A 13,219-nucleotide genomic window follows, 5' to 3' on the forward strand; every position below is an offset into this window, starting at 1 on the left:
CAACGTTTTCGTTGTAAGGTACAGAAATGTTTTAAGCTATGGATATTCTATGTAGAAGTTTATGATATCTGTAAAATTAATCTCTAAAAAATGTTTTTTGATAAAAAAATGAAGTGATTTTTATTATTGTAATAAGAATAAAAAGAATCCTTGCTGTCTTAATCTATTCTTTTGATGAATTTATCTTCAGAGATTTGTTTATTGTCTTTATATACATCTATAGAACCATAAGGGTATTCATTTGTGCCTAAGACCATATTATAACATATATATTTATATATTCCTTTGTAAAACTCAAAATAATGGTTTCCACCACTTCCGTCCATAGTAACCTTTCCATTATATAATATTAAGTCAGGTTTTTCTTTTTGAGATTTAGATAATTTCCAAATGGCCAATCTGTACAAATATTTTTTATCGTCAACTAAATCAACTCTAATTCTTTGTGTTTTTGTTTCAAACATACAATCGAATCGATTATAATCTCTAATACTTTCATGTATAGTGTTCTTTTCCTCTTCTATTAATTTTTTCATTTTATCCTTATGAAGTTGAGTTTCATGTAAAATACCTTTTATTGATCCATCATAATCTAACCATAATGTCCCTCTTTCTAACATGATTCCTCTCCAACCTACAGCTGACCAATCTCTTATAGGTGAAGAGTTTTTAATTTTTTCTTCCAATTCTTTGTCAAAAATTTCATCGTAATATGTAAGAAACTCATCTTCATTTTCAATGTCTTGAATTGGATACGGTCTATTAAAAGGATATTTAATTGTTTTTTTAATTGCCTCTTTATTTTTTGTTTTAAAATAATTAATAAACCTAGATACAGTTTTGATATGATCATGTTTTAAAGGTTCTTCATTAGAAAGAAAACCACTAAAAACATAACCTTTAACTTGTTCGTTATTTATATAACTATTTGTTAAAACATAAACCCAGTTGCCTGATATTACTCTACCTTCATCTTTTATAGACAGTTCAATTCCTGTATTCTTAGTAAGTTTGACTCTTTCACTGTAGCGTATTTTTCCAATCTTATCGCCTTTTAACGAAGGTTGGTTTCTAATCAATAGTCCGCTTGGAGCAATAGCATAGTACTCTTGATTTTCAAAAATAGTTTGAGAAAAAATGGATATATGGCAGAAAAATAAAATTAAAGTAATGAAGTTTATCCTCAGTTTCATAAAAATAGTTTAGAATTCAAATATACTGTTTGATTAATTATGGTAGATAAAAAAAGAAAAAGGAGAGTTGTAAAAACTCTCCTTTTTTAACTTGCAAATATTAAAATTATCGTTGAATGAACATGCTATTATTATCAATTTTAGCCCAATCATGATTTTTAATTTTATTAGTAGAAATACAACTAATCTTCCAACTTTTACAACGTTCCCATTCACTTCTATTATTAGCTGAATATACTCTAGTAATCATTCCTCTTCTAGCTAATTGGCGAGCATACTCTCTTGAACCTGCTTTATTCCTCTTGTTGTTAATATCTGACATGCTAAAATTATAAAATACATAATTAGGAGTATTGTCAATTGTATTGTTAGCTTGAGATATACCGCTATTAGTATTATCAGTATTAGCAATGGTTTGAGCTTTCATTCCAAAAGCCCATCTGTAACGAGAATTCGTTCTAACGTATTGATCCATCCAACTTCCATTTCCAGTTAATACAATTATGAATTTTCCTCTTAATTCATTCATAGAAGGCCAAGTATTTTCATACAACACATTATGTCTGATTGATCGATTAGGGTCTTTAAATATGCGTTGGGCTTTAAAAATAATATCGCTATCACCTAAAAAGCGTTGTAAATACCATTCTATTTGTTCATGAAAGTTTTGATATCCTCCATTAGAACTTTTAACATCTAATTTAATCATGATTGGTAAGTGATTTCTATTTCTGTTATGCCAATCTTTTAATTTAGAGAAATAAGAAGCTAAGGTTTTTCCATAACGACCTGGGTGTGGCCAATGATTAACTACCCAAGTATTAGCAGGAATAGAGGTGTTAGTATATGAGTTACTAGGTGTGTTTCTCCAGATATCTAATTCTAAAGCTAATACATTATTTTGATATGCAGGGCTACTATTACTAATTTGTTCTGTAATGTCCTCTCTTCTTTCATAAGAATTATGAGAGCCTTTATACATAACTTGATTGTATTTTAATTGGTCAGAGGTAGCTCTATTGCTTATATCTTCTGAGTTAACGATTTCTGAATCATTAGCTGAAGTTGTATCACAATTATAACAGTTTTCAGAATCAGAACAATTACTAAAGCAAAGCATTAGTAGTGCTGATAGTAGTAAGATTTTTTTCATGTGTGAGATTAAATTTATGGGGTTAATAATTAGTTGACAAAAGAAAAGGACACATGTTTTGTTATAGTTAACAGAACATAAAAGAAAGTTTAGTTTACTGTAAAGTCAGATGATGGAAAAATTAGACTTACATTTTAAAAACTGTACATTTGAAGTATGAATTATAACTACGCCTATTTAGTACGTTTTCAATATCTAGGATTTCGATTTCATGGTTGGCAAAAACAACCAAATTTAAAAACAGTGCATTGGGCGTTGGATAAAACATTGAAATTTGTTTGCCAAGGAATTCGCAATAAAACAATAGGAGTAGGAAGGACAGATGCTAAAGTTTCTTCAACCCACTATGCCTACCAATTATTTATTGATGAAAAATTAGATGAAGAACAATTTATAGAAAGTTTTAATATCAATTCTCCATCAGATATTCGAGTAATTGCAATTGAAAGAATAGAAGACGAAACTTTTAATATTATTCAACATCCTAAACAAAAAGAATATAGGTATTATTTTTCTTACGGAGAGAAGAATCATCCGTATTGCGCACCTTTCTTAGTTGGGTATTTAGAGGAATTAAATATTGAACTTATGATGGAAGGAGCTCAATTATTTGAAGGATATCATAATTTCAAACATTATTGTACCAAACCATCAGAAGAAACTAAAGTAGAACGAACCATAGATGTTTGTCAAATTATTGAGAATACAGAATTAATAGCCTCTTTTTTTCCTGAAAAAAGCTATATTCTAATTATAAAGGGACAAGGGTTTTTAAGAAACCAAATCCGATTAATTATGGGAGCTTTAGCAGAATTAGGAAAAGGAAATTACGACTTAAACTTTATTAAAGAAAGCCTAGATGGCAATTCCGATATAGAGTTTTTGAAAAGCATAGCACCTGCATCAGGATTGCACTTACATGAAGTGAATTTTAAGAAGGACTAGTTTTTTACATAATGTCTCCAATACATAAAGTCAATACTTTTATAACCTAATTTCTCATATAAATGTATAGCACTTTTATTAATTTCTAAAACATGTAAAATTGGAACTTTTCCCTTTTTTAAAATCTGGTCTGAGGTATAAGCAACTAATTGCTTAGCATACCCTCTTCTTGTAAAATCAGGATGGGTAACAACACCACTTACTTCAATAAAATTTTGTCCTTGAATACGTTCGCCTGTAACAGCAACTAATTTGTTTTCGTTAAAAATTCCATAATAATCACCAACGTCAAAAGACTTTTTACGATACGTTCCAGGCATTACAAGCATAATTAAATCATAAACCTCCTGTTCATGTTCTTTTGTTAATTTGATTATTGTTGAGGTATATTCAGGAGTTTTAAAATCTTCTTGCAGTAACTCCATTTGTAAACAACGGTATTCTCCTTTCAATAAGATATGCTCTGGATAATTTGGAGCTTCTTGTCCAACAATAAAAAAATCCGAAGTTAACTCAGCATAAGATTCCATAGCTGTTTCAATAGCCTTAGAATCATTGAAGCTTCCAAAAGGACAATAATCAGGATGATAAAATTTAGCATCATCATAATTGATGAGATATTCACTATGTGTTTCTTCTAAAGCTGACCAAACTGGATTGCTGAATTTCTTGTTCATAGAATTATTATTATTTCTTTTTAGGTCGGAATGGTTTTATAAATTCTTCATTACATTCTAAATATGGTCCTTCCATAATATCAATACAGTAAGGAATGGCAGGGAAAACAGCATCTAAACATTCACGAATAGATTTGGGTTTTCCAGGTAGGTTGACAATTAAGCTAGATCCTCTAAGTCCTGCAGTTTGTCTTGAAAGAATTGCTGTAGGTACAAATTTTAACGATTCAGCCCTCATAAGCTCACCAAAACCAGGCATCATTCGATCACAAACAGCTTCAGTAGCTTCAGGTGTTACATCCCTTTTAGCAGGACCAGTACCTCCAGTGGTAATTACTAAACAGCAATTTTCATTATCTACCATATTGATAATGGTTTCTTCTATAACTTTTTGTTCATCTGGTATTACTTGATATATTTCCTCCCATTCAGATGTTAGATATTCGTGCAAAGTATCTATAATAGCTTTTCCACTTTTATCTTCATAAACACCTGCACTAGCTCTATCACTTACTGTTACAATTCCTATTTTCGCTATTGACATGCTTTATTATTGGTTATATTGATTAATTAAATATTCACCAAGTTTTGGTAATATTTCAGCAAAATTACGTCTTCCAAATCCAATTCGAATATATTTTCCTTCATATTCAAACATTTCGGAAGGAACTGTCATTATACCAGTACTTTCCACCAATGTATTGCTAAATTCCAATGCTGAACAATCAATATTTAATTTTACAAATGAAGTTGAGCCTGATTTTGGAGGGATAAAAGATGATATAACGGATTGTGTTGCAATAAAATCGTTAAACAAAGTAATATTATTTTTGATTTTAGTTAGGTTTGGAATAACAAATTGATCGATATGATTTAGCGCTATTATTGATAGAATTTCACTTGGAGCACTATTACAAATACTCAAATAATCTTTAAAAGAGACCACTTTTTTTAAAAAAGAAGTATCCTGAGAAACTAACCAGCCTGTTCTTAGTCCTGCTAAGCCAAAAGTTTTAGACGTACCCCATAAACTAATCCCTTTTTCATAAATATCAGTTACTGGTGGTAACTCTTCATAATCTTGGAGCACTAATTTATGATACATTTCATCTGAAAATAGATATAAATCATTCTTTCTAGCTAGTGTTACAATATCTAGTAATTGTTGTTGTGTAATATAACTTCCTGTAGGGTTATGGGGGAAGTTTAAGATAATCAATTTTGTTTTTTTAGTAATTAATTGAGCTAAATCATCAACATTAAATTCCCAAGTTGTAGGATCAGGTTTCCAGAAAGAAAGTTCACACCCAATAGAGGTAACAACTTCTGATAAAGATTGATAACAAGGAGAAACAGTAATTACATGATCATGCTTGTTTAATAACACATTCATGCTAATAAAATTAAGTTCGCCTGGAGTTGCTACTACTACATTATCTATAGTTTTGTTTTTGTAGTATTGTAATATAGCATTTCTTAATGTTGGATTACCTTCGCTTTCTGTATATCCTAGCTTTAGTTCATTCCACAGCTTTAGTTCTTCTTTGGAAGCTATATCTAAAAGATACTGTAATTCATAACCATCACAATCAGAACTAGAAAGTAAATACTTAGCTGTAAATTCATGTTTGGCAAAGTATCTTTCTAACTTAAAATCTTCTATTTTCATTATTGTGTTTTTTTTAGGTTGATAATTGTTTTGAGAAGTAATAATCTCTTTATAAAAGTAAAAATAAAAGCTATTTAATTGAATGTTGTTCGCATAAATATTATTGAATTAAGCAATACTATTTAAAAATGAGAAAGTATAGAAACATAAAAAAAACCTATCATATACTGATAGGTTTTTCGGTTTTAATCTATGAAACTAACTCGATATTAATCGCGTAATAGACTTCTAGAAATTACAATCTTTTGAATTTCAGAAGTTCCTTCGTAAATCTGCGTAATTTTAGCATCACGCATTAAACGTTCTACATGGTATTCTTTTACAAACCCATTTCCTCCATGAATTTGTACAGCTTCTACAGTATGTTCCATAGCTACTTTAGAAGCATATAATTTTGCCATAGCACTAGTACGATCATAATTTCTACCTGCATCTTTATCACAAGCAGCCTCCATAACCAAGTGACGTGCAGCACTAATTTCAGTATACATATCTGCTAATTTGAAAGCGATAGCTTGGTGATTGCAAATTTCAGTACCAAATGCTTTACGTTCTTTCGAATATTTTAAAGCTAATTCATAAGCTCCAGATGCAATTCCTAAAGCTTGAGCTGCAATTCCGATTCTTCCTCCAGAAAGTGTCTTCATCGCAAACTTAAACCCGAACCCGTCTTCACCAATTCTATTTTCTTTAGGAACTTTTACATCGTTAAATTGTAAAGTGTGAGTGTCAGACCCACGAATTCCTAATTTATCTTCTTTTGGACCAATGTGGAATCCTTCCATACCTTTTTCAACAATAAAAGCATTGATTCCTCTATGCCCTTTTTCTCTATCAGTTTGTGCAATAACTAAATATACGTCAGAACGACCACCATTAGTAATCCAGTTTTTAGTACCATTAATTACATAATGATCACCTTTGTCTTCAGCAGTTGTAGCTTGTGAAGTTGCATCAGATCCTGCTTCAGGTTCGCTCAAACAAAATGCACCAATTTGCTCTCCAGTAGCTAATTTAGTTAAGTATTTTTGTTTTTGCTCTTCAGAACCATAAGCTTCTAAACCATAACAAACTAAAGAGTTATTTACAGAAACCATAACAGAAGCAGATGCATCTATTTTAGATAATTCTTCCATGATTAAGACATAAGAGATTGTATCCATTCCGCTACCACCGTATTTAGGATCAACCATAATTCCCATGAAGCCTAACTCTCCCATTTTTCTAACTAACTCATTAGGGAATTCTTGCTTTTCATCCCTTTCAATAACCCCAGGTAATAATTCATTCTGTGCAAAATCACGAGCAGCATCTCGTATCATTAAGTGCTCTTCTGTAAGATTAAAATCCATACTAAAACGTTATAGTTATATTTTAAATTGTTATAAAAAATCGCCACCAAAGATACTTTATTAATATCATTATTTCAATAGGGTTTTATATTTTTACCCAATGCAGAATGAGTATAAATATAGTATTGGTTTAATGTCTGGTACATCACTAGATGGATTGGATTTAGTTTATGTAAAATTTCATTATTTAAATTACACCGATTTTAAGATTTTACATGCTACGACTAAAAGTTATTCTGAGTATTGGCAGAATGCATTGAGTAATGCAATTCATTGGTCTCAAAAGGATATAGATCAATTAGACATAGATTATGGTGAATTTTTAGGAAACCAAGTAAATACATTTATAGAAGAGTTTAATATTACTGAAATTGATTTTATAGCTTCACATGGCCATACAATTTTCCATGAACCTGATAAAGGGATAACCTTACAAATAGGAGATGGACAAACCATAGCGAATATCACAAATCATAAAGTTATATGTGATTTTAGAACTCAAGATGTAGAATTTGGAGGACAAGGAGCTCCTTTAGTTCCTGTAGGTGATCAGTTATTATTCGGACATTATAATTCATGTATAAACTTAGGAGGGTTTGCCAATATTTCTTATCAAGAAAATAATAAGCGTATAGCTTTTGATATTTGCCCAGTTAATATTGTATTGAATCATTATACTAGAAAAATAGGATATGATTTTGATGAAAGTGGGACTATAGCTAAGACAGGAGATATAAATCAAGAATTATTAACAGCATTAAACTCACTTTCGTTTTACGATAAGAAACCACCCAAATCTTTAGGACTAGAATGGGTTACTACACAAGTTTTTCCATTAATTAACAATTTAGAAACAGCAATTCCTACAATTTTAAGAACATTTGTAAGGCATAGTGCTATTCAAATAGGAAAAACAATAAAGGGAAAAGAACCAGTCTTAGTAACTGGAGGAGGGGTGTATAATAGTTTTTTGATGGAAGAAATTGAAAATGAGGCTGGATTCAAAATAGCAAAACAAAGTAACAAGTTAGTAGAATTTAAAGAAGCTCTAATCTTTGCTTTTCTTGGTCTACTAAGAAATAATGGGCAAATTAATTGTTTGCATTCTGTTACAGGAGCAAGTAAAGATCATTCATCAGGAAAAATGTACACACCAAAAAAAGATATTAAAGAATCTTAAATATGTGTTAAAAGATGAAGAAACTTCGGAAACTTTTTTGGTATAAATAGTTTCCTTAGTATTTTAGCCCTCGTTTTGAAGTAGATGATAAATTGAATAAAAAGAATCATAAAAAGATTAAAAATTAAAAGATTGAATAACTATTTATGATACTGTAAATTTATTTTTTTGGTAAGTTTGCGAGGTAAACAAAACAATTAAAAAGAATACAATGACACAACTTTAGCTTACATGATTTAATAGTAAATAAGAGCAAACAAAAATTAACAAACAACCATTATTAATTAAATCATGAAAGAATTATTAAAGCAATACGAAGAAAAACAACCAGAAATAGTATTTAATTGGAAAGATCCTGAAACTGAAGCTGAAGGTTGGACAGTTATCAATTCGCTAAGAGGAGGTGCAGCAGGTGGGGGAACTAGAATGCGTGAAGGATTAGATAAATACGAGGTAATGTCACTTGCAAAAACAATGGAAGTGAAATTTACGGTATCAGGACCTGCGATTGGAGGAGCAAAATCAGGAATCAATTTCGATCCTCATGATCCACGTAAAGAAGGTGTGTTAAGAAGATGGTATAAGGCAGTAGCGCCATTATTAAAAAATTATTACGGAACAGGAGGAGATTTAAATGTTGATGAAATTCACGAAGTAATACCAATTACTGAAGATTGTGGAGTATGGCATCCTCAAGAAGGTGTTTTTAATGGTCATTTTAAGCCTACTGAAGCAGATAAAATAAATAGAATAGGTCAGTTGCGTCATGGAGTTATAAAAGTGATAGAAAGCGAACACTATTCACCTGATATAACAAAAAAATATACAGTAGCTGATATGATTACTGGTTTTGGGGTAGCTGAAGCAGTTAGACATTTCTACACTATTTATGGAGGAGATGTTAAAGGAAAAAGAGCAGTAGTTCAAGGTTTTGGAAATGTAGGTTCTGCAGCAGCATATTATTTAGCTCAAATGGGAGCTAAAGTTGTAGGAATTATAGATAGAGTAGGAGGAGTGATTAATGAAGAAGGATTTACGTTTGAAGAAATTAAAGATTTATTCTTACACAAAGATGGTAACACATTAGTAGCAGAGAACATGATTCCTTTTGAAGAAATGAATGCTAGAGTTTGGAATCTACCATGTGAAATTTTTGCACCGTGTGCTGCTTCAAGACTAATTAAACAAGAACAAATTAATCAAATGATAAATACAGGTTTAGAAGTGATTTCTTGCGGAGCTAATGTTCCTTTTGCAGATAAAGAAATCTTTTTTGGACCAATAATGGAAGATACAGATAAAAAAGTAAGTCTAATTCCTGATTTTATTTCTAACTGTGGAATGGCTAGAGTATTTGCCTATTTTATGGAAAAGAGAATAATAATGGATGATGAAGCTATTTTTAATGATACTTCTGAAACTATAAAAAGAGCGTTAGAAAAAACATATGCTAAAAACACTACAAAAACAAATATTAGTGAAACAGCATTTGAAATAGCGCTGCAACAATTAATTTAATTTAATCAAATATAATATCAATTATGTTTAAGTACTTTTTAGGAAATAGTCCAAGATGGTTTAAAATGACCATGATCGGATTTTTAATTTTTAATGTTTTTTCGTTTTTCGTTTTAGGAAAAACTATTACTGCCTGGTTATTTATAGGAGAGTTTATTTTCACATTAGCTATGGCTTTAAAATGTTATCCATTACAATCTGGAGGTTTATTGGCTATTGAGGCGTTAGCATTAGGCTTAACAACACCAAAGAATGCATATCATGAAGTAGATCAAAACCTAGAAGTAGTTTTACTTTTAGTATTTATGGTAGCAGGAATTTACTTTATGAAGCCATTACTAATGTATATTTTCAGTAAAGTATTTACTAAAATTAAATCAAAGTTAGTTTTATCACTATTATTTGTTTTTTTAGCAGCAGTACTTTCAGCATTTTTAGATGCGTTAACTGTAACTGCAGTTTTAATTAGTGTAGCTGTAGGTTTTTATGGAGTATATCATAAAATTGCGTCAAGTTCTTCAGATCACGATAAAGATGGGATTTTAGATAGAAAAGAACTTGGAGGAGAGACACTAGAACAATTCAGAGCTTTTTTAAGAAGTTTAATAATGCATGGTGTAGTAGGAACAGCATTAGGTGGGGTGTGTACCTTAGTAGGAGAACCTCAGAATTTATTAATAGGTGAAAGACTAGGATGGCATTTTGTTGAGTTTTTCTTAAAAATGGCGCCAATTACTATTCCTGTTTTATTTGCTGGATTATTAACTACAGTTGTTTTAGAGTTAACTGGTTGGTTTGGTTTTGGAGCTAAGTTACCACAAGAAGCAGCTGAAATTATAGAAAGTTATACTATCGAAGAAGATAATAAACGTTCTGATAAAGAAAAATATGGTTTAATCGTACAAGGAGTTTCTGCAGTTTTATTAATAGCAGGTTTAGCGTTACATATAGCACCAGTTGGTTTTATAGGTTTAGCATTAATTATTGTACAAACTGCGTTTATGGGAATTATAGATGAACATAAATTAGGGCATGCATTTGAAGAAGCTTTACCTTTTACAGGGTTGTTAGTAGTTTTCTTTGTAATTGTGGCTATGATTCATGATCAACACTTATTTAGTCCTATCATTGAATGGGCTTTACATCAAGATCCGGCTTCTCAACCAGGATTATTTTACATAGCAAATGGATTCTTGTCTGCCATAAGTGATAATGTGTTCGTGGCTACTGTCTATATCGGTGAGGTAGAGAGTGCATTTAAAGCAGGGACAATCACTAGAGAACATTTTGAAAAGTTAGCTATTGCTATTAACACAGGAACTAACTTGCCTAGTGTTGCAACACCGAATGGTCAAGCTGCATTTTTGTTCTTATTAACATCGTCATTAGCTCCTTTGATTAATTTATCTTACGGGAAAATGGTAAAAATGGCATTACCATACACTATAGTATTAGGACTTTTAGGATATGTATTAGTAAAAGTGATGTTATCTTAAAATTAACAAAATATTTATAATTTAAATCCTGAGTTGTTAGAATTCAGGATTTATTTTTTATACTTTTAAAAAAAAGAATTCGTTTTTATAAAACAATACATTTGTTTATGCTTTTATTTATTCAAGAAGTCGCTGAAGAAGTTTTAAGTGAAGATACTCAAGAAAAAACATTATCAATTTTTCAATTAATTAAAGATGGCGGTCCTGGAGGACAGATTATTATCGCTTTATTATTTGTGTTACTTGGTGTAGCATTATATATTTATTTTGAACGCTTTTTTGCAATAAAAGCAGCAACACAAATAGATAAGAACTTCATGAATCAAATTCGTGATTTTGTGTTAAATGGAAAGTTAGATGCAGCAAAAGCATTGTGTGAAACTACAGATATGCCAACTTCAAGATTAATAGGAAAAGGAATTTCAAGAATAGGAAAGCCTTTGGAAGATATTAATACAGCTATAGAAAACGCAGGAAAATTAGAGGTATATAAGTTAGAGAAAAATGTTTCTGTGTTAGCTACCATAGCAGGAGCAGCTCCAATGATTGGATTTCTTGGAACAGTTATCGGAATGATTGTAGCAATACATGAAATTGCAAATTCAGGAGGGCAAATTGATATTAAAATGCTTTCTGATGGATTATATACAGCAATGACAACTACTGTAGCCGGTTTAATAGTTGGTATTATTGCTTACATAACATATAATCATTTGGTAGTAAAAACAGACAAAGTGGTATATCAAATGGAGGCACAATCTGTTGAGTTTTTAGATTTATTAAATGAACCAGTATAATGAATTTAAGAGGAAGAAATAAAGTAGATCCTAATTTTAATATGTCGTCTATGACGGACATTGTTTTTCTATTATTGATCTTTTTCATGTTAACATCTACGTTAGTCACAGTAAGTGCCATAGATGTATTGTTACCTAAAGCAGGTGGGAAAACAGAGAATAATACCTCAGTGGCAGTTACAATTACTAAAGACTCTGATTTTTTTATTGATAAGTCTAAAGTTGCATCCAACAAATTGGAACAAGAATTGCTATTAAAAGTTGGAACAGACAAGAAAAAAACGATAGTGATACGAGGAGATCAAAATGTTCCGTATAAGAATGTGATGAAAGTTATAGATATAGCAAATAGGAATAAGCTAAAAATGATTTTGGCAGTAAAAGGAAGATAAAATGCAGTTTTTTGATACTCAACATAAAAAAAAATCCGCTGTTATCACTTCAGTAATCATGGCATTGATATTATTTGCTATGTATGGATTTGGTATGAAATATATGGATCCACCTATAGAGTATGGGGTGTCTATAAATTATGGTGAATCAAATGTGGGGAGTGGAGAACCTGTAGATAAGGTAAAAGCTACGCCACCTAAAACAGAAGAAGTAAAAGAAGTAGAACCTGAAGAGGTACAGGAAGAAGTACAAGAAGAAACTCCAAAAGAAGAAATTCAGGAAGAAGTAATAACTAACGATTCTTCTGAAGAAGTTCCTGTTGTGGAGAAAAAAGAAGAAAAAAAAGAACCTGTTAAAGAAGTAAAAGAAACCAAACCAAAAGAAAAGCCAAAACCAAAGCCATCTAAGGCTACTACTGATGCTCTTAATAGCCTACTGAATGGAAATTCCCCAGAAGGAGAAACAAAAAAAGGAGAAGGGGATGATAGTCAAGCAGGAGTGAAAGGAGATAAAAATGGAGATCCTAAATCCAGTAAGTATTATGGAAATACAGGAGGAGGTTCAGGAGGAAATTATAATTTAGCAGGAAGAAAAGCGTTATCAAAACCTGTTCAAAAACCCGATTGTCAAGAAGAAGGTACTGTTGTAGTAAGTATTGAGGTAAACAAAAATGGAAATGTAATGAAAGCTTCGCCAGGAGCTAGAGGAACAACAAATTCAGCACCGTGTTTATTTAAAGCAGCTAAAGAAGCTGCATTGAAAACCAAATGGAATCCTGATGGTAATGCACCAGATAAACAAAGAGGAACTATTATTTATAAGTTTTCATTGTCAAAATAATATATA

The 13,219-nt window shown here is 30.9% G+C and carries 13 protein-coding genes; 7 read left to right on the forward strand and 6 right to left on the reverse strand.

Annotated elements, in window-relative coordinates; genetic code table 11:
* Positions 1-158: 158 nt before the first annotated feature.
* Together BVC87_RS09120 and BVC87_RS09125 are read right to left on the reverse strand one after the other, a co-directional pair.
* Complete coding sequence (locus BVC87_RS09120) at positions 159-1,193, reverse strand: SH3 domain-containing protein (RefSeq protein ID WP_083629369.1); 1,035 nt, start codon at positions 1,191-1,193, stop codon at positions 159-161.
* Between the two features lie 106 nt (positions 1,194-1,299).
* Positions 1,300-2,346: a Ca2+-dependent phosphoinositide-specific phospholipase C gene (locus BVC87_RS09125; protein ID WP_075342069.1), complete on the reverse strand. Its 1,047-nt coding sequence runs from the start codon at positions 2,344-2,346 to the stop codon at positions 1,300-1,302.
* A gap of 156 nt (positions 2,347-2,502) precedes the next feature.
* Between BVC87_RS09125 and BVC87_RS09130 the strand changes: the two genes are divergently transcribed.
* Positions 2,503-3,291: a tRNA pseudouridine synthase A gene (locus BVC87_RS09130; protein ID WP_075342070.1), complete on the forward strand. Its 789-nt coding sequence runs from the start codon at positions 2,503-2,505 to the stop codon at positions 3,289-3,291.
* Here BVC87_RS09130 and BVC87_RS09135 read toward each other — a convergent pair.
* The 4 genes from BVC87_RS09135 to BVC87_RS09150 all read right to left on the reverse strand — a co-directional run bounded on the left by BVC87_RS09135 (position 3,288) and on the right by BVC87_RS09150 (position 6,989).
* The gene (locus tag BVC87_RS09135; RefSeq protein WP_075342071.1) at positions 3,288-3,968 is read right to left on the reverse strand and encodes a GNAT family N-acetyltransferase; all 681 of its coding nucleotides are present in this window, start codon (positions 3,966-3,968) and stop codon (positions 3,288-3,290) included. The two genes, BVC87_RS09130 and BVC87_RS09135, sit on opposite strands and share 4 nt — an antisense overlap.
* Before the next feature lie 10 nt (positions 3,969-3,978).
* Positions 3,979-4,512 (reverse strand): molybdopterin adenylyltransferase, encoded by a 534-nt coding sequence (gene mog / locus BVC87_RS09140; RefSeq protein ID WP_075342072.1) that lies wholly within the window; start codon positions 4,510-4,512, stop codon positions 3,979-3,981.
* A gap of 6 nt (positions 4,513-4,518) precedes the next feature.
* Entirely contained in the window at positions 4,519-5,637 is a 1,119-nt protein-coding gene (locus BVC87_RS09145) for an aminotransferase class I/II-fold pyridoxal phosphate-dependent enzyme (RefSeq protein ID WP_075342073.1), read from the reverse strand.
* A gap of 209 nt (positions 5,638-5,846) precedes the next feature.
* On the reverse strand, positions 5,847-6,989 hold the full coding sequence (locus tag BVC87_RS09150; RefSeq protein WP_075342074.1) for an acyl-CoA dehydrogenase: 1,143 nt from the start codon (positions 6,987-6,989) through the stop codon (positions 5,847-5,849).
* 100 nt (positions 6,990-7,089) lie between these two features.
* Here BVC87_RS09150 and BVC87_RS09155 point away from each other — a divergent pair, with 100 nt between their 5' ends.
* The 6 genes from BVC87_RS09155 (at position 7,090) to BVC87_RS09180 (ending at position 13,213) form a co-directional block, all read left to right on the forward strand.
* Positions 7,090-8,169 carry an anhydro-N-acetylmuramic acid kinase gene (locus tag BVC87_RS09155; RefSeq protein WP_075342075.1) on the forward strand — a complete coding sequence of 360 codons (1,080 nt, stop codon included), beginning with the start codon at positions 7,090-7,092 and terminating at the stop codon, positions 8,167-8,169.
* A 291-nt stretch (positions 8,170-8,460) separates the two neighbouring features.
* Positions 8,461-9,687 carry a Glu/Leu/Phe/Val dehydrogenase dimerization domain-containing protein gene (locus tag BVC87_RS09160; protein WP_075342076.1) on the forward strand — a complete coding sequence of 409 codons (1,227 nt, stop codon included), beginning with the start codon at positions 8,461-8,463 and terminating at the stop codon, positions 9,685-9,687.
* A 23-nt stretch (positions 9,688-9,710) separates the two neighbouring features.
* A complete protein-coding gene (nhaB, locus tag BVC87_RS09165; protein WP_075342077.1) occupies positions 9,711-11,183 on the forward strand; it encodes a sodium/proton antiporter NhaB in 1,473 nt (490 codons plus the stop codon).
* Positions 11,184-11,290: 107 nt separating this feature from the next.
* Positions 11,291-11,980, forward strand: coding sequence for a MotA/TolQ/ExbB proton channel family protein (locus BVC87_RS09170; RefSeq protein WP_075342078.1), 690 nt, complete (start codon positions 11,291-11,293; stop codon positions 11,978-11,980).
* Positions 11,980-12,372, forward strand: coding sequence for an ExbD/TolR family protein (locus BVC87_RS09175; protein ID WP_075342079.1), 393 nt, complete (start codon positions 11,980-11,982; stop codon positions 12,370-12,372). Before BVC87_RS09170 ends, BVC87_RS09175 begins: the two co-directional genes overlap by 1 nt.
* Before the next feature lies 1 nt (position 12,373).
* Positions 12,374-13,213: an energy transducer TonB family protein gene (locus tag BVC87_RS09180; protein WP_075342080.1), complete on the forward strand. Its 840-nt coding sequence runs from the start codon at positions 12,374-12,376 to the stop codon at positions 13,211-13,213.
* The last annotated feature ends 6 nt before the right edge of the window (positions 13,214-13,219 follow it).

The sequence above is a fragment of the Tenacibaculum agarivorans genome (genome assembly GCF_001936575.1).
GTDB classification, from domain to species: Bacteria; Bacteroidota; Bacteroidia; order Flavobacteriales; family Flavobacteriaceae; genus Polaribacter; species Polaribacter agarivorans.